Here is an 18,078-nt window from a genome sequence, read left to right as displayed (position 1 = left end):
TTCAAGCCCATTCTAAAAGAAAAAACAATTGAAAAAAGTAAAACCTTTACTAAGGGGGCGTAGCTCAGTTGGGAGAGCACCTGCCTTTGCAAGCAGGGGGTCAAGAGTTCGAATCTCTCCGTCTCCACTGAAGTAGAGATACTTCAAAAGATTGTACATTGAAAACTGCATACTGAAATAATCTAGAAAAAGAATGTCATATAGTAAAATATATGCACATGCCAATTTCAAGACATCCGAGGCGCATCGAAAGATGCGAACAAACACAAGAGAAAATAAACTCAAAAGAAAGCCATCCGGTGTAACGCTATGCACCGAGAGAAAAGATGGTTAAGCTAATAAGAGCGCAGGGTGGATGCCTTGGCACTAAGAGCCGAAGAAAGACGTGATAAGCTGCGATAAGCGGGAGAGGAGCAAATATCCAATGACCGTTGATTTCTGAATGGGGAAACCCGGCTGGAAGAACTCCAGTCACTGCATGGTAAATAATAGCACATGCAGAGGGAACCCGGTGAACTGAAACATCTAAGTAGCCGGAGGAAGAGAAAGAAAAATCGATTTTCAAAGTAGCGGCGAGCGAAATGGAAAGAGGCCAAACCATGGTGCGTGCACCGTGGGGTTCGGACTGCATAATGATTCTTGGAGTTAGCAGAACGGTTTTGGGAAAGCCGGCCAAGAGGGTGAAAGCCCCGTAAGCGAAAACTAAAAGACATGGCAGTATCCAGAGTACATCGAGACACGAGAAACCTTGATGGAATGAGCGGGGACCACCCCGTAAGCCTAATACTCCTTAGTGACCGATAGCGCATAGTACTGTGAAGGAACGGTGAAAAGAACCCCGGGAGGGGAGTGAAAGAGAACCTGAAACCCTGTGTTTTACAAGCTGTGGAAGAGCTATACATGCTCGAACCGCGTACTTTTTGTAGAACGGTCCGGCGAGTTACGCTTACTGGCGAGGTTAAGTACTTAAGGTATGGAGCCGAAGGGAAACCAAGTCTTAACAGGGCGAAAAGTCAGTGGAGTAGACCCGAAACCGGGTGACCTATCCATGTCCAGGATGAAGTTGCCGTAAAAGGCAATGGAGGTCCGAACACACATCCGTTGAAAAAGGGTGGTGATGAGGTGTGGATAGGGAGAAATTCCAATCGAACCCGGAGATAGCTGGTTCTCCTCGAAATAGCTTTAGGGCTAGCCTCAATTTAGTCTTGCGGAGGTAGAGCACTGAATATCCTAGGGGGCGTCAAAGCTTACCGAAGATATCAAACTCCGAATGCCGTAAAGATGATGATTGGGAGTCAGACTGCACGAGATAAGTTGGGTAGTCAAAAGGGAAACAGCCCAGACCTCCAGCTAAGGTCCCAAAGTGAGTGTTAAGTGGAAAAGGATGTGGGATTTCGAAGACAACTAGGATGTTGGCTCAGAAGCAGCCATACATTCAAAGAGTGCGTAATAGCTCACTAGTCGAGAGGTCCTGCGCCGAAAATGTCCGGGGCTAAAACACAACACCGAAGCTGAGGAATGACATAGTCATTGGTAGAGGAGCATTCTTAGCTCGACGAAGCTGTACCGAAAGGAGCAGTGGAGGGTAAGAAGAGAGAATGCCGGAATGAGTAGCGAGAGTGAGGTGAGAATCCTCACGGCCGAATATCTAAGGTTTCCAGGGTAAAGCTGATCTGCCCTGGGTAAGTCGGGGCCTAAGGCGAGGTCGAAAGACGTAGTCGATGGATAACAGGTTGAGATTCCTGTACTACAATGTATCAGAACTGTGGGGACACAGACAGAGAGCCAGAGCCGGAAATGGAAAAGCCGGTGCAAGCGAGGTAGGAGAACAGTAGGCAAATCCGCTGTTCAATCTGAAGACGTGATGCGGAGCGAAATAAAAGTAGCGAAGCTGGTGAGCTGGCTGTCGAGAAAAGCCGCTATAGTGTACATTGTACCCGTACCGTAAACCGACACAGGTAGATGAGGAGAGAATCCTAAGGCCGACGGAAGAAGCATTGTTAAGGAACTCGGCAAAATGACCCCGTAACTTCGGGATAAGGGGTGCCTGAGAAATCAGGCCGCAGAGAATTGGCCCAAGCAACTGTTTAGCAAAAACACAGGTCTATGCGAAACCGAAAGGTGATGTATATGGGCTGACGCCTGCCCGGTGCTGGAAGGTTAAGAGGAGAGGTTAGCATAAGCGAAGCTTTGAATTTAAGCCCCAGTAAACGGCGGCCGTAACTATAACGGTCCTAAGGTAGCGAAATTCCTTGTCGGGTAAGTTCCGACCCGCACGAAAGGCGTAATGATTTGGGCACTGTCTCGACAATGCATCCGGTGAAATTGAAGTACCAGTGAAGATGCTGGTTACCTGCGCCAGGACGGAAAGACCCCATGGAGCTTTACTCTAGCTTGATACTGGGATTCGATATTGCATGTACAGGATAGGTGGGAGACTAGGAGACGTGAACGCCAGTTTGCGAGGAGTCGCCCTTGGGATACCACCCTTGCAGTATTGGGTTTCTAACATGCAGCCGTGAACCGGCTGGTGGACAATGTCAGGTGGGGAGTTTGACTGGGGCGGTCGCCTCCGAAAGGGTATCGGAGGCGCTCAAAGGTTCCCTCAGAATGGTCGGAAACCATTCGCAGAGTGCAAAGGCATAAGGGAGCTTGACTGCGACACCGACGGGTGGAGCAGGTACGAAAGTAGGACTTAGTGATCCGGTGGTATAAAGTGGGATTGCCATCGCTCAACGGATAAAAGCTACCCTGGGGATAACAGGCTTATCACTCCCAAGAGTTCACATCGACGGAGTGGTTTGGCACCTCGATGTCGGCTCATCGCATCCTGGGGCTGTAGTAGGTCCCAAGGGTTGGGCTGTTCGCCCATTAAAGCGGTACGCGAGCTGGGTTCAGAACGTCGTGAGACAGTTCGGTCCCTATCCGGCGTGGGCGTAGGATATTTGAGAGGAGCTGTCCTTAGTACGAGAGGACCGGGATGGACGAACCTCTGGTGTATCTGTTGCATTACCAAATGCATGGCAGAGTAGCCAAGTTTGGAAGGGATAAACGCTGAAGGCATCTAAGCGTGAAGCCCCCCTCAAGATGAGATATCCCATACGAAAGTAGTAAGACCCCTTGAAGACTACAAGGTTGATAGGTCAGAGGTGGAAGCGTGGTAACACGTGCAGCTGACTGATACTAATAGGTCGAGGGCTTAACCATAAGGAAGGAATTTGAGGAAAAGTTATCCAAGGAAGGAAAGAGATTGGAAGATTAGTTGGTGTGCAGTTTTGAATGTATAATCAAAACAGAAAAAGAAAAAAAGAAATAATCCTCGATAGCTCAATGGTAGAGCACTCGGCTGTTAACCGAGGGGTTGTAGGTTCGAGCCCTACTCGGGGAGTTTTTATTGTATAAGGAAGTAAACAGAGAAGAAATGAGGCTCCATGGTCAAGCGGTTAAGACACCGCCCTTTCACGGCGGTAACAGGGGTTCAAATCCCCTTGGAGTCATTAAAGATAGAAGAAACAGAAAAAGGAAACAAGAAAGCAAAGACATGCCGATGTGGCTCAATTGGCAGAGCAGCTGATTTGTAATCAGCAGGTTAACGGTTCGAGTCCGTTCATCGGCTTTTTTGGACCTGTAGCTCAGTTGGTTAGAGCAACCGGCTCATAACCGGTCGGTCCTGGGTTCGAGTCCCCGCAGGTCCATTGAACTCAAAAGAAAAGAAGAAAACAGCAAGGGATCTTAGCTCAGCTGGGAGAGCACCTGCCTTACAAGCAGGGGGTCACAGGTTCGAGCCCTGTAGGTCCCATCAAGGCGAAAAGCCTGAGGAAGCCGGCGTGGCGGAACTGGCAGACGCGCAGGACTTAAAATCCTGTGGTAGCAATATCGTACCGGTTCGATTCCGGTCGCCGGCATAGACAAGCAACTTAGGTTGCTTGTTTTTTTATGCATTAGTTTATATTTTAAGGTATTGTCTTAAAATATTGCTTAATGTTGAATAGTTTATAATTAGTATTAGTATAAGATACATCTGAAAAATTAAAGAAGGTATGAGGGAAAAATAATGAAAAAATTATTATATGCAGTTACAAGCATATGTTTGATGACGGGAATTATATTTTGTAATAATGTGAATACAGAGGCAAAAGTAATCAATAACAAAATTGTTTATGCTAAAAATAATGAAAATGGAATAGCAATAAAATGGGATGTAGTTAGAAATGCGACAAAGTATGTAGTTTATAGAACTAATCAGGATGGAAAGTTTGAAGAATATGATACAGTAAATTATGGAAATAAATATTTAGATGAAAATGTTGAAACAGGTGAAGAATATAGATACGTTATATATTCATATAGGTATTCAAAAAAAATTGCAGAAAGTGATGAATCGGAGAAAATAGTTGGAGATCCAAAGACAGTAACAAACGTTACTGCAAAAACAGGAAAGGGTGATGAAATTTGTATCACTTGGGATATTAATCCATATGCGTCAGGATATTATGTATATAAAAGTTCAGATAATAAAAATTGGGATAAAATAGGAACAGTATATGAAAATGAAGGAAAATATATTGATAAAAATACAGAATATAACATATTAAATAATAGTACTAAATTAAATGCAAAGTTAGTATATAAATACAAAGTAAAGGCATTTGAAAATATAGATGGAATAACATATACAAGTAAAATATCTAATAGTTATGGAATGGCTATTCAGGAAAAAGGAATTGATGTATCACATCACAATGGAAAAATTGATTGGAAAAAAATAAAAAAATCAGGCGTTGATTTTGCAATGATTCGTATAGGGTATGGAGATTCTAAAAAGGGTGGAATAAAGGATAAAAAATTTAAATATAATATGAAAAATGCAAAAGCTAATGGAGTAGAGATTGGCGTATATTTTTATAGTTATGCTGATAACATACGTGAAGCAAAGAAGGAAGCAAAATATGTAATTAAGAAAATGAAAAAATATAATATTGATTATCCAATAGCATATGATTTTGAAAATGATTACAGAAGAAAGCGAAAATTAAAAAAGAAAAACACAAAAATTATTGATGCATTTTGCAAGACAGTAGAAGATGCAGGATATAATACAGTAATATATTCCGATGCAAACTATTTTAGAGATTTCTTATATACAAATAAATTGGCAAAATATGGGCTTTGGGTTGCAAGATGGACATATGATAAGAATGATTTTAGAGATTATGATTTAGAAAATGTATTTATTTGGCAATATTCAGATAAAGGAAGAATGAAAGGATGTAATTATCCTTTAGATCTAAATGTTAGCTTTATATGTAAAAATAATAAAATTACAGATAATAATAAATTTACATATAAATAATTAAATTATGTACAAATAATAAAATAATATTGACATTTTACTAATTTTAATGTAGAATATGCAATGTCGCGTAAAACGATATTGTATGTACGTGTAGCTCAGCTGGATAGAGCGTCTGGCTACGGACCAGAAGGTCGTGGGTTCGAATCCTGTCACGTACATTAAAATCCTCTAGATTTATCTAGAGGATTTTTTGTTTTAAAAAATATAATATATATTTTGAAATATATTATGATTGTAATTAAACATATAATATAAGATTAAAGCATTTTGCTAAAGTAAAAAACACCGTATTTATGCGGCTTGTGGCGTTTTGCAAACGCCTATTATATATAATCTTAGAAAGGAGAGTTTCAAATACAAAAGAGTTTGTATTTGAAAATAGAAATGAAAAAATTAATTAAATTATTTACATATGTAGCAATGATATTAATATTATCAGTTGGATGTGAAGATATAGAGAATATAAATTATAATGATGAAAGTCAAAGTGTTAATTATGATATAGAAACGACTTCCAATAATTTGTTGGATGAAAATGAAATTGAAACTAGTACAGAAGAGTTTGTAAATGCTTCAGTTAATGAGGAAGAATGCAATATATGGGTGCTGGATGTAGGTCAGGGAAGTAGCACTTTAGTTGAAGCAGATGGTGAATATATGCTTATTGATGGAGGAGACTCAGATAAGTCATCATATGTGGTAAGTTATTTGAAAAAAAAGAAAATTACAAATTTTAAATATGTAATTGCGACGCATTATGATGCAGATCATTTAAACGGAGTGGTAGGGGCGTTAAATGTTTTTGATGTAAAAAATGTTATTTGTCCTGAATATACAACTACAACAAGAGTATATAATTCGTTTATTAACATTATTGAGAATAAAAAAATAAAACAAATAAAACCTGTTGTGGGAGAAACATATTCATTAGGAAAAGGTAAATTTACTATAATAGCACCTAATTCTACAGGATATAGCAATGTAAATGACTATTCTGTAGGAATACGATTTAGTTATAACGATAAAAGCTTTTTGGTTGCAGGGGATGCAACTAATGTTTCAGAAGAAGAGATTGTAAAAAATGGAATGGATATAAAATCTGATGTTTATATAGTGAATCATCATGGAAGCAGTGGTTCGACTTCAGATGAATTTTTGAATAAAGTCAATCCGAAATATGCAGTAATAAGCGCTGGAAAAGGCAATTCATATGGACATCCAGCATATAAAACATTGGAAAAACTTAATAAGATAGGAGCAAAAATATACAGAACGGATATAGAAGGTGAGATTGAATTCTCATTTTCAGAAAAAGAAATAAGATTTAATAAAGATTCATATAATAAATTAGAGTCGGGAAAAAAATTAAATGAAAGTTCGGATTATAATAAACAAGATAATAAATTTGAAACTCAAAACGAAGATAATAATCAGGAGAACGAAAATATAATTTCAAATAAATCAGATAATAGTGAAAAATATGTATTGAATAAAAATACTAAAAAAATTCATAAAGCTGATTGTAAGAGCGTAAAACAAATGAACGAGAATAATAAAGTATACTTTGATGGCACATTAGAAGAGGTAGAGGGACAAGGATATAGTAAATGCCAAAATTGTTTTAAGTACTAGCTGAAAATAAAAAGTGGGTTCAAAGAATCAATAAATTTTATAACTATAATTTTTTTTACTATTTTTATGAATAAATGAAAATATTTGAGACATAATACTTATGTAACAAAAATGAATTTAGGAGGACATTATGTCAAAAAAATATTCAAACGAATTTTCAAATTCAAAAAATAGTGCTTCAAATGAAGAAAATAAAGCTGTAAATAATTCAACATCAAAAAATGCAGCTTCAAAAAATTCAACATCAAAGAATTCGACATCAAAAAATTCAACTTCAAAGAACAAAGAAGAAGATTGTTCAGATAAATATTAAGATATTTTTTTAGAAAACTTGCTTTTTGTAGAGGCATTTTGCAATTTAGTGCAAAATACCTCTATTTTTTGTTAGTTGAATAAAAGTAAGATGTTTATTAAAAAAGTATACAAATTTAGTTAGCTGGAATCTTTAAATGAGCAATATAAGGCATATAAGAATTATAAAAACAATTTTACATATGGTGTTCAGAATATGTTACAATAAATAATATTGTTATAAGAGAAGGAGAAAATGTATAAAGTGAAAAAAGCAGTTATTATAGGGGCAGGGCCAGCAGGATTAACAGCAGCATATGAATTACTTATTAAATCAAAGGATATACAGGTAATTGTATTTGAAGAAAGCGACTGCTTTGGCGGAATTTCAAGAACAGTAGAACATAATGGAAACAGAATGGATATGGGAGGACATAGATTTTTTTCAAAAATATCGGAAGTCAATGAATGGTGGGAAAAAATGCTGCCAATGCAGGGAAAACCAGCTATGGATGACAAGATTTTAGATAGAGATGTAACACTTGATGAAAATGGACCGGATCCGGAAAAAGAAGATAAGGTAATGTTATCAAGAAGTAGAGTATCTAGAATATTTTTCGATGATAAATTTTATGATTATCCGGTATCGTTAAAAATGGAAACATTAAAGAATATGGGATTTCTTACAACTATGCAGGTGGGAATTAGCTATTTAGCAGCATTAATCCATAAAAGACCGGAAGATAATTTAGAAAATTTTTATATTAATAGATTTGGAAAAAAATTATATTCAATGTTTTTTGAATATTATACAGAAAACCTTTGGGGAAGACATCCAAGAGAAATTGATGCATCTTGGGGAAGTCAACGAGTTAAAGGGTTATCAGTAGTTGCAATAATAAAAGATATATTTGGAAAAGTAATCAACAAAAAAGGTAGGAGGGTTGAAACATCCTTAATCGAAGAATTTAAGTATCCTAAGTTGGGACCTGGCGAATTATGGGATGTTACGGCACAAAAGGTACAGGAGTTAGGTGGCATTATTATAAAGAATGCTAAGGTAACAAAAATATGGAAAGATGAAGAAAATAGAATAATAAAAATTTCATATGAGGAAAAAGGAATCGAAAAAGAAATGTATGGACATTACTTCGTATCATCTATGCCTGTTAAAGATTTAATTTTGGGAATGAATGATGTTCCGGACAATGAAAAAAGAATTGCAAAGGGGTTGCCATATCGTGATTATATGACATTAGGAGTATTGGTATCAAAACTAAATTTGAATAATAGAACAAAGATAAAAACAGTTTCAAATATAGTTCCTGATTGTTGGGTATATGTGCAGGATAGAAGAGTAAAGATGGGAAGATTTCAGATTTACAATAACTGGTCTCCTTATATGGTTAAAGATTTAAAGAATACAGTATGGATTGGATTAGAATATTTTGTTACAGAGGGAGACGAGTTTTGGAATATGACAGAAAAGGAGTTCTCGGATTTTGGCGTTTCGGAAATGTTAAAAATGGGACTGATAAATGATAAAAAAGAAGTTATAGATACACATATGGAAAGAGTGAAGAAAGCATATCCGGCATATTTTGATACATATAACGAAATAGATACGCTAATTTCGTATATTAATAATATAGATAATCTTTATTGTGTAGGTAGAAATGGGCAACATAGATATAATAATATAGATCATTCTATGGTAACGTCTTTTGAAGCAGTAAAGAACATTTTAAATGGAAACAAAGATAAATCAAATATTTGGAATGTTAATACAGAGCAGGAGTATCATGAAGAAACAAAGTAAAACAAACATAGCAAAAAGCAATGGACTAACAAATAAATTTGAAAAATTATACACTACAAATTTAAATGAACTTTCAGAAATAGAAATAGAGAAAATATGTATGCGAATATTGTTGATTGGAAGTATTGCAAAATTGATTTATAGCCTTATAGTTCCATGTAATATTTCTAGACATGACTTAGGGTTTATTTCTGATTGGAAAACAATAGAAAATGGACACTTAGGATATATACAATATATTTATCAATACAAACATTTGCCGGATTTTTCACCTGAAGGAATGGTTCAATTCTACCATCCACCATTTTTTTATATTGTTTCGGCAATTTTAATGGGGATTACAATGATGTTCGAAACAAACGTTATATTTGCATTTGACGTAATACAAGTATTTGTTACTTTGATTGCAATATATACAACAATGCTCTTGTTTGTGATGGCAAAAAAGATTGGAATTAAGGGAAGAAACTTAGTATTTTTAGCAACATTTTTTTCGTTTTGTCCTATTTTTTACATATTAGGGGTAACTCTTAATAATGATATGCTGATGATAATGCTAAGTGTTTTAGCAATGTATTTTACATTGTGTTGGTGTGAAAATCATTCCCTTAAAAATATAATAGGCATTGCAATATCTATGGGACTTGCAATGATGACTAAAACTTCTGCAGGTATCATTGCACCAGCTATAGGTTTTGTATTTTTACACGAATTAATAGTAAATAAAAATATGAGAAAAAAACTGATAATACAATTTGTATTATTCGGGATTATATGTGTTCCTTTAGGAATGTTCTGGGCTATAAGAAATAATGTACTTTACGGAATACCGTTTAATTATGTATTTGATCCAAAAAGTGATGAAATGTATTTAGGATATCATACTTTAATTGATAGGATTGGTTTGCCAAGTATTTATGAACTATTTGGGTATAGAATTGACATTTCACAAACTGATAAATATTATAATATCTGGGGACAAACAATGATGACAATGGTGTTTGATGAAGGAATTCTAAGTATTAAATCAATTCCTGAATGGGTAATGGGAATACTTATGATGTGGAGCTCTACAATTCTTTATATTATGGGATTAGTTTCTACTGTGAAAGGAATAGTAGATAAAAAAATCAACATAAATAGAAGGATTTTGTTTATAATCAGTTTTTGGAGTGTATTTATAAGTTACATAATATTTTGCTTTAAATATCCTTATATTTGCACGATGAACTTTAGATATATAGTAATAACCCTGGTATCAGGAATGATGATGCTTGGATTAATGGAAAATAATAAGCAATGTATGAAAGCTAATAACAAAAAAAAGAGTATAACCACTGTTTTGTTTAATCTGTGCGTTATAGTCACAAGTATTTGTAGTTTTATATTATTTATTGTTTGTGCAGAAAGCCCATATTAATATAAAAATGTTTAATATTTATAAAAAAGAAAAGGAATAGCATATGAAAAAATATAATTTTGTTGCACCGTGCCATTTTGGAATTGAAGCGGTACTTAAAAGAGAAATTCAGGATTTAGGATATGATATCGTTAAAGTTGAAGATGGAAGAGTCACATTTGAGGGAGATATTTCAGCTGTATGTAGGGCAAATGTTTTTTTGAGAACTGCAGAGAGAGTGTTACTTCAGGTAGGACGAGTTAAGGCGACAACTTATGACGAATTGTTTGAAGCCGTAAAAGCTATGGATTGGGAAGAGTATATACCTGAGGATGGAAAATTCTGGGTGAAAAAGGCAAGCTCTATAAAAAGTAAGTTATTTAGTCCTTCTGATATACAAAGAATTGTAAAAAAGGCTATGGTAGAGAAATTGAAATTAAAGTATAGAGTAAACAGATTTGCAGAAACAGGAAATGAGTATCCTTTAAGAGTTGTTTTTTACAAGGATGAAGCTATTATAGCGCTTGATACTTCAGGTGATTCTTTACATAAAAGAGGATATCGTAAAAATACGGCAAAAGCACCTATTTCAGAGACTTTGGCAGCAGCATTAATAATGCTTACACCTTGGAACAAAGACAGAATTTTAGTTGATCCATTTTGTGGAAGTGGAACATTTCCAATAGAGGCAGCGTTAATAGCAGCAAATATTGCACCAGGAATGAATAGAGAATTTACTGCAGAAAACTGGGATAATCTTATTGAAAAGAAATTATGGTATGACGCAATAAATGAAGCAAATGATATGATAAATGATGATATAGAAGTAGATATTCAAGGCTATGATATAGATGGAGAAGTGGTAGAATTTGCCCGAAAAAATGCTGAACTAGCAGGTGTAGACCATTTGATTCATTTCCAAAGAAGACCGGTTAGTGAATTAAGACACAGCAAAAAATATGGGTTTATTATAACAAATCCACCTTATGGAGAAAGATTAGAAGAAAAAGAACAATTGCCTCCAATATATCAGGCATTAGGGAGACAGTACAAGGCACTTGACAGTTGGTCTGCATTTGTAATAACGTCATATGAAGATACTGAAAAATATATGGGGTTAAAAGCAACTAAAAATAGAAAAATATACAATGGAATGATTAAAACATATTTTTATCAGTTTATGGGACCAAAACCGCCTAAAAAGAAGGAAAATTTGCGATAAATGGCGGAATGCTTTAATATTTGTTTGAAAAAAGATAGGAGAGAGATAAAAATGAAAGAAATAATTTTTGCAACAACAAATCAAAATAAAGTAAGAGAAGTAGGAATGATGTGCAATAATCCTGATTTGAAATTGTTAACTTTAAAGGATATTGGCTTAGATGTAGATATTGTAGAAGATGGAAGTACATTTGAAGAAAATGCAATAATTAAAGCAAAAACAATTATGGAAATGACAGGAAAAATAGCTTTAGCAGATGACTCAGGTCTCGAGGTTGATTATTTAAATGGAGAACCAGGAATTTATTCAGCGAGATATTTAGGGGAAGATACACCTTATTCAGAAAAAAATGCCGACATTATTAGAAGACTTGAAGGAGTAGAGGGAAGTGACAGAAGTGCCAGATTTGTGTGTGCAATGGCTGTAGCATTTCCTGATGGAAGAATAAGGACATGTCGAGGAACTATTGAGGGAGTAATAGATTATAAGGAAAAAGGAACAAATGGATTTGGATATGATCCAATAGTTTATGTGCCTGAATATGGGTTGACAACAGGTGAAATGGAGCCTGAACTAAAAAATAGTATTAGTCATAGAGGAAAAGCTTTAGAACAGGTAAAAAAGATACTTGAGGAAGAATTGCAGTAATTGATAAACGAATAAAGTTAGTGTTTGAAAGTGGTGTTAATATGAAGAGAGTATTAGTTGTAAGTGATTCGCATGGAAATATGGGAAATTTAAGTGAAGTAATAAAAAGATCTAAAGATATTGATATGTTAATTCATCTTGGAGATATACAGGGAGAAGATGAATTACTACGTTCTATGTGCAATTTCCCAGTTGAAATTGTACGTGGAAATTGTGACTTTGAAACAAATAATAAATTATACTTGACAATTGAGCTAGAATGTCATAAGATATTCGCGACCCATGGACATGCCTACGGCGTTGAATGGGGAATAGAAAGATTGTCATATGCAGCTTTAGAAGAAGGTTGTGATATTGCGATGTATGGACATACACATGTTCCGGAAATTATTCAGGGAGATGACATTACGGTTATAAATCCCGGAAGTATTTCAAGACCGCGACAGATGAACCATAAACCAAGTTATATTTTGATGGAATTACTTGACAATGGGGAAGTTTTTTACAATCTAAATTACTTTGAAAAATAAGTGATTAAAAAAATAAAAAAAGTTTTAAAAAGTTGTTGACAAGTTGAAATACATAATATATAATACATCATGTTGCTGCTGAAAAACACAGAACAAAACAGCAACGAAGACGCGAAGTACTAACACCAATCGGGGTGTGGCTCAGCTTGGCTAGAGCGCTTGATTTGGGATCAAGAGGTCGCAGGTTCGAATCCTGTCACCCCGACTTCGCGGGTGTAGTTCAATGGTAGAACACTAGCCTTCCAAGCTAGATACGTGGGTTCGATTCCCATCACCCGCTTTGCTTATTAGAGAGCCTTGTGAAAGTTGATTCTCTATGTAAGCTGAGAGGTTAACACCTAGAAGTTAATGAATGTGCGTGTCCGTAGCTCAGCTGGATAGAGCAACGGCCTTCTAAGCCGTGGGTCGGGGGTTCGAATCCCTTCGGGCACATTGTTCTGGAAAGAAGCCAGATGCTGTGGTGGCTATAGCGCAGTTGGTTAGCGCGCCAGATTGTGGCTCTGGAGGCCGAGGGTTCGAATCCCTCTAGCCACCTTTCACAATGGGCTATCGCCAAGCGGTAAGGCACAGGACTTTGACTCCTGCATTCGCTGGTTCGAATCCAGCTAGCCCAGTTATTGGGCAACCAAGTAAAACATTATATGGGCCACTAGCTCAGGTGGTAGAGCACTTGACTTTTAATCAAGTTGTCCGGGGTTCGAGTCCCCGGTGGCTCACTGACAGGTGTAAGAAATCTTACACCTGTTATTTTTTGAAATGATTTAGCGGGTGTGGCGGAATTGGCAGACGCGCCAGATTTAGGTTCTGGTGGGAGACCGTGCAGGTTCAAGTCCTGTCACCCGCATGAAAAAGGATTGTCGATTGCGACAATCCTTTTTGTTTTTGAAGAATTACTAAAAAATCAAATAAAAAGCTACCTTTAATTAAAAGGAGATATATGGTATTATTTATTATGCTATTCACATGGGATATTAGAATCGAAGAATAAGAAAAGCCAATATATATGGAGGAGAAAAAGGTGGAAAAAGAATTTAGAGACAAGGTTCTTAGATTTGGATTAATAACATTAGTTATATGCATTTTATTGGAAATTTTTGTGTTTAACTATAAGAGCTTTACGTTGTTGGGAGGTAAATATAATCAAAGGACAATTCCAGTGTCGGAAGCACAGGTTACAGGTGCAAGTGAGAGTAATGGAGTATATACTGCATCGAACAAGGAAATAGCAGTAAAGTTTCCGGTAAATGATTATGTTAAAACGATAAAGTTTAATATGGAATCTGCTGATGGTGGAAAAGAACAAACAGATGTAAGTATCGCATATACAGAAAGCGCACATAGAGACTCAGATAGGTATAGCAATAAAAAGATGAATATAGTTAAATCTATGCCTGAAACAAAATATGCTACTTGTAGTTTTACAGGTGAAACATATACGATTACCATGAAAATAGAATCTGAAGCAAATCAGAGGTATACAATTACAGGTTTGACTATAAATGAAAAAATTCCATTTAAATTTTCTTTTATCAGAGTTTTTATGATATTTATCATAATGGTTTTGGGATATGTATTTGCTAAATATCCAGGACTTGATGGAAGAATGAATCTGAAGAAAAAAAGTCAAAAGGCGGTAGTTATATTTGCAGTAGTTGTATCAGCGTTAACACTTACATTTATTGCAAAAATGTATACAGATGATTTGTTTAAAACAGAAGAAGTTGTGACGAATCAGATAAATCAGGAATTAGTTGATGCGTTTGAAAAAGGACAGGTATCATTGCTTGATCCTGTTCCGCAGGCGTTACTCGATGTGGATAATCCGTATGACTGGACGCAAAGAACGACAATGGGAGAATTATACAAATGGGATCATTTGCTTTATAATGGAAAATATTATTCATATTATGGAATAACAACAGTTTTAACGTTATTTATGCCATATCATAAGATTACGGGAAAATATTTTTCTACGGCCTTAGCGACTTACATTTATAGTATGATAGCGTTGATTTTTATAGCATTAATATATATAAGCGTTGTAAAAAACTGGTTTAAAAAGATTCCGTTTAGGATGACTATAATGGGATTGTTTACAACGTTGATAATTAGTGGAGTTACATTAAATGTTGTAAGACCTAAGTTTTACGAATTAGCATCAGCATCAGGACTTTGCTTTACAGCGATAGGAATGTTCTTTATTATAAACAGTGGAATTTTTCAGAAAAAGAAAATTAAAAAAAGTTTCCTGTTTTTGTCTGCGCTGTTTATGGGATTAGCAGTTCTTGCAAGAGTTACAGCTGTATTCTGGTGCTTCGCATGTGTAATATGGATTTTATATGGATTAATTCAGAACAATAAGCAAAATGGAAAAAATGCAATAGAGATTATCAAATATGTTTTGGCAGCAGGTGTGCCTTATGTTGTATTTGGATTAATTCAAATGTGGTACAATTATGCAAGATTTGGTAGTGTTTTTGATTTTGGAATTCAATATTCATTAACAATAAATGATTTTACTCAGGCAAAATCAACTATTGAATTGGTTATGGTTGCTGTTGTAAATACATTGTTAGTTATACCGACTATTAATTCAACATTTCCGTTCATACATGGTAATTATGACTCAATGCAGCTTAATGGGTATTATTTTGTGGATACACCATGTACAATGGGATTGATTGCAAGAGGACTTCCAATACTTTCAGTTCTATATGCACCGAAACTTGCTAAGAATTTTGATAAAAAAGAGAAGATAAAACTTGCATTGACATGGCTTATACCTGGAATTATATTCCCGTTAATAATGGTTTCAATGACATGGGAAAATGGTTATTCCATAAGATACGGATGTGATTATGCATGGCAGTTTATGATGGCGGGATTGGCAGTTATGTTCTATGTTTGTGGAAATATGAAGAATGAACAACTAAAAAAATGGATATACCGAGTTTTTGTATTATGTACGATATGGGCTGTTATAAGTACGATTGCAGCAAGTATTGCTGTTACACCTGAGAGCACATTAACATATTATGATAATGAAAAAGGTATGAGAATATATTGTCATTTAAGAAATCTAATAATGTTTTGGAACTAAATGATTGTGGTGAAATTAAAAAATTAATGAAAAGCCTCATTAGTATACTTACTTTTAAAAGTTAGCACAAAAAAATCTAACGATTAGAAGCCGGGACATTAATGAGGCTTTTTATTTAGTTAGCACAAAAAAACTAAAAGATATAATTTTTCAAAAAAAAGTGTAACCTGATATGAAATTATCGTGTCTATAGATATATAAGATAAAAATAATAAAACTAATTAGAAAGGGATAAAAATGAATACTAAAAAGAAAAATTATATAGAAGGTTTAGATGCAATGAGAGGAATCGCAATTCTGGGAGTTGTTTTTTATCATTTAATACCAGGCAAATTTCCAGGAGGATTTCTTGGAGTCAATATGTTTTTTGTTTTATCAGGATATTTGATTTATAAAGGGGCAGAATGGGAAGTGACGAATGGAAAATATTCTGTTCAAAAATTTTACATGAAACGGATAAAGAAAATTTTCCCACCATTAATAATTATGATATGCTCGGTGTGTGGAATGTTAGCGATATTTATACCGGAAGTGTTAAAAGGAAAAACAAGTGAAATTATTAGCGTTTTTGGAGGATATAATAATTTGTGGCAAATTCAACAAAATGCATCATATTTTGCCAGAATGAGTAACCAGTCGCCATTTACACATTTATGGGCTATAGCTATAGAAATGCAATTTTATATTGTTTGGCCTGTACTATTTTTCATGATAAAACGTGGTGAAAAGTACTTTTCTAAAAAGAAAACTTTAATAATACTTGCTTTAGTAGTGTTAGTTGGCGGAGCGTGGATGAGTGTTTTGTATAGCCCACAAAATGATGTATCAAGATTATATTACGGGACAGATACAAGAATGTTTTCGCTTTTGATGGGAGTGCTTGTAGCAATTATACAAAATAATTTAAAGCATAGCGAGTCAAAAATAGTTTCATATGCCAAAAACATTTTTTTAGTAATGTTAAGTGTGTTATGCATATGTGGATACTTTATTGTAGAAGGACAGAGCGCATATGTATATTTAGGAGGACTGTTCGTAAATAGTGTTATTTGTGCATTAATTGTTTTACTGATGTCTGGCAGTGGATTTAGTAGAGTAATTGAAAAGAGCCCTCTAACTGTTGTTGGAAAGATAAGTTATGAAATATATTTATGGATGTATCCTATTATATTTATCTTTGGATATTATAAGGCAAATTATGGAATCACATCATGGGTAATACAGATATTGTTGATTTTAGGTATTGCAATAGTTCAAAATTGCTTTACAAAACGTTTAAACACCAATCGAATAAGAGGCAAAAAAAATAAATTTGTTAAAAGTTATTTAGCTAAGAGTTATTTATCTGCATGTATAGTTTTGATTATGTGTATTTTGACTGTTAGATGTGACTTGTCAAAGGTATTGAATAGAACATTAATAAAAGCTGATGAAAACAAAGTAGTAAGTGAGATGAAAAATGAAAACAATTATGAGAAAAAAAATAATGACATAGCAAATAATCAAGAACCTGTAACTTTAAAAAATGAACAAGTGAATAATAAAGATTATACTAATGAAAAAAAGAAAAAAACAAAAAAGCAGCAAATTAAAAATGAAAAAATTACAATAATAGGAGATTCTGTATTGTTAGGAGCATCAGCCGAATTGAAAAAAATAAATCCTAATATAATTATTGATGCAAAAGTATCAAGACAGGTATCACAGGCAAAAGATATTGTTAAGAATTTAGAAAGAGAAGGAAAACTAGGAGATATTGTTGTTATTGCATTGGGAACAAATGGAACATTTTCTTCTTCGACAGGAAAAGAATTGATTAAAGCTATTGGTGCAAAGCGACAGATATATTGGGTAAATGTTTTTGGCGAACATTTGCAGTGGCAGGAAGAATCAAATCATATGATTGAAAGCATTGTAAACGAATATAAAAATGTGAATTTAATAGATTGGTCAACATATGGAGAAAGTCATAAGGACTGGTTTGTGAATGATGGAATTCATTTAACAGAATCGGGGTGTAAGGCTTACGCAACGTTGCTATATAATAATATTTTAAATAATATAAATACGGATAACTGAAA

At 34.7% G+C, this 18,078-nt stretch carries 10 protein-coding genes, 15 tRNA genes and 1 rRNA gene; all 26 read left to right on the top strand.

All coding sequences use genetic code 11. The features are described from left to right. Positions 1 to 53 precede the first annotated feature (53 nt). The 26 genes from CCC31_RS05265 to CCC31_RS05140 all read left to right on the top strand — a co-directional run bounded on the left by CCC31_RS05265 (position 54) and on the right by CCC31_RS05140 (position 18,076). Positions 54 to 127, top strand: a tRNA-Gln gene (locus CCC31_RS05265). Between the two features lie 201 nt (positions 128 to 328). Beyond that, a 23S ribosomal RNA gene (locus tag CCC31_RS05260) occupies positions 329 to 3,207 on the top strand. A gap of 109 nt (positions 3,208 to 3,316) precedes the next feature. Next, positions 3,317 to 3,388 (top strand) — tRNA-Asn (locus tag CCC31_RS05255). A 37-nt stretch (positions 3,389 to 3,425) separates the two neighbouring features. Continuing rightward, positions 3,426 to 3,497, top strand: a tRNA-Glu gene (locus tag CCC31_RS05250). A gap of 46 nt (positions 3,498 to 3,543) precedes the next feature. After that, positions 3,544 to 3,616: transfer RNA gene (locus tag CCC31_RS05245), tRNA-Thr, on the top strand. A 5-nt stretch (positions 3,617 to 3,621) separates the two neighbouring features. Beyond that, positions 3,622 to 3,695: transfer RNA gene (locus CCC31_RS05240), tRNA-Ile, on the top strand. 31 nt (positions 3,696 to 3,726) lie between these two features. Continuing rightward, positions 3,727 to 3,799, top strand: a tRNA-Val gene (locus CCC31_RS05235). Between the two features lie 22 nt (positions 3,800 to 3,821). Then, positions 3,822 to 3,905 (top strand) — tRNA-Leu (locus CCC31_RS05230). 149 nt (positions 3,906 to 4,054) lie between these two features. Beyond that, positions 4,055 to 5,353, top strand: a complete 1,299-nt coding sequence (locus CCC31_RS05225; protein WP_290850063.1) for a GH25 family lysozyme — start codon at positions 4,055 to 4,057, stop codon at positions 5,351 to 5,353. 87 nt (positions 5,354 to 5,440) lie between these two features. Beyond that, a tRNA-Arg gene (locus CCC31_RS05220) sits at positions 5,441 to 5,514 on the top strand. A 214-nt stretch (positions 5,515 to 5,728) separates the two neighbouring features. Further along, on the top strand, positions 5,729 to 6,988 hold the full coding sequence (locus CCC31_RS05215; RefSeq protein ID WP_290850060.1) for a ComEC/Rec2 family competence protein: 1,260 nt from the start codon (positions 5,729 to 5,731) through the stop codon (positions 6,986 to 6,988). A gap of 130 nt (positions 6,989 to 7,118) precedes the next feature. Next, positions 7,119 to 7,301 (top strand): hypothetical protein, encoded by a 183-nt coding sequence (locus CCC31_RS05210; RefSeq protein WP_290850058.1) that lies wholly within the window; start codon positions 7,119 to 7,121, stop codon positions 7,299 to 7,301. Positions 7,302 to 7,535: 234 nt separating this feature from the next. Further along, positions 7,536 to 9,098, top strand: coding sequence for an NAD(P)/FAD-dependent oxidoreductase (locus tag CCC31_RS05205; protein WP_347993454.1), 1,563 nt, complete (start codon positions 7,536 to 7,538; stop codon positions 9,096 to 9,098). Next, complete coding sequence (locus CCC31_RS05200; RefSeq protein ID WP_260978680.1) at positions 9,082 to 10,518, top strand: glycosyltransferase family 39 protein; 1,437 nt, start codon at positions 9,082 to 9,084, stop codon at positions 10,516 to 10,518. The genes CCC31_RS05205 and CCC31_RS05200 overlap by 17 nt, the downstream gene beginning before the upstream one ends. A 43-nt stretch (positions 10,519 to 10,561) precedes the next feature. After that, complete coding sequence (locus tag CCC31_RS05195; RefSeq protein ID WP_022089054.1) at positions 10,562 to 11,719, top strand: class I SAM-dependent RNA methyltransferase; 1,158 nt, start codon at positions 10,562 to 10,564, stop codon at positions 11,717 to 11,719. Between the two features lie 51 nt (positions 11,720 to 11,770). Continuing rightward, the gene (locus CCC31_RS05190) at positions 11,771 to 12,367 is read left to right on the top strand and encodes an XTP/dITP diphosphatase (protein ID WP_022089055.1); all 597 of its coding nucleotides are present in this window, start codon (positions 11,771 to 11,773) and stop codon (positions 12,365 to 12,367) included. 41 nt (positions 12,368 to 12,408) lie between these two features. Then, positions 12,409 to 12,897 carry a metallophosphoesterase gene (locus tag CCC31_RS05185; protein ID WP_147339825.1) on the top strand — a complete coding sequence of 163 codons (489 nt, stop codon included), beginning with the start codon at positions 12,409 to 12,411 and terminating at the stop codon, positions 12,895 to 12,897. Positions 12,898 to 13,027: 130 nt separating this feature from the next. After that, a tRNA-Pro gene (locus CCC31_RS05180) sits at positions 13,028 to 13,102 on the top strand. Positions 13,103 to 13,106: 4 nt separating this feature from the next. Beyond that, a tRNA-Gly gene (locus CCC31_RS05175) sits at positions 13,107 to 13,177 on the top strand. 78 nt (positions 13,178 to 13,255) lie between these two features. Beyond that, positions 13,256 to 13,329 (top strand) — tRNA-Arg (locus CCC31_RS05170). A gap of 28 nt (positions 13,330 to 13,357) precedes the next feature. Then, positions 13,358 to 13,431: transfer RNA gene (locus CCC31_RS05165), tRNA-His, on the top strand. An 8-nt stretch (positions 13,432 to 13,439) separates the two neighbouring features. Then, a tRNA-Gln gene (locus CCC31_RS05160) sits at positions 13,440 to 13,511 on the top strand. Positions 13,512 to 13,540: 29 nt separating this feature from the next. After that, positions 13,541 to 13,613: transfer RNA gene (locus tag CCC31_RS05155), tRNA-Lys, on the top strand. A 48-nt stretch (positions 13,614 to 13,661) separates the two neighbouring features. Next, positions 13,662 to 13,741 (top strand) — tRNA-Leu (locus CCC31_RS05150). Positions 13,742 to 13,915: 174 nt separating this feature from the next. Next, positions 13,916 to 15,997: a hypothetical protein gene (locus tag CCC31_RS05145; protein ID WP_290850053.1), complete on the top strand. Its 2,082-nt coding sequence runs from the start codon at positions 13,916 to 13,918 to the stop codon at positions 15,995 to 15,997. Positions 15,998 to 16,234: 237 nt separating this feature from the next. Further along, complete coding sequence (locus CCC31_RS05140) at positions 16,235 to 18,076, top strand: acyltransferase family protein (RefSeq protein WP_290850051.1); 1,842 nt, start codon at positions 16,235 to 16,237, stop codon at positions 18,074 to 18,076. Positions 18,077 to 18,078 lie beyond the last annotated feature (2 nt).

This window comes from Eubacterium sp. LMAG:50 (assembly GCF_008680265.1).
GTDB lineage: Bacteria > Bacillota > Clostridia > Lachnospirales > Lachnospiraceae > Eubacterium_U > Eubacterium_U album.
Note: the sequence above shows the minus strand (reverse complement) of the source record. Positions and strands in the feature narration are given on the sequence as shown.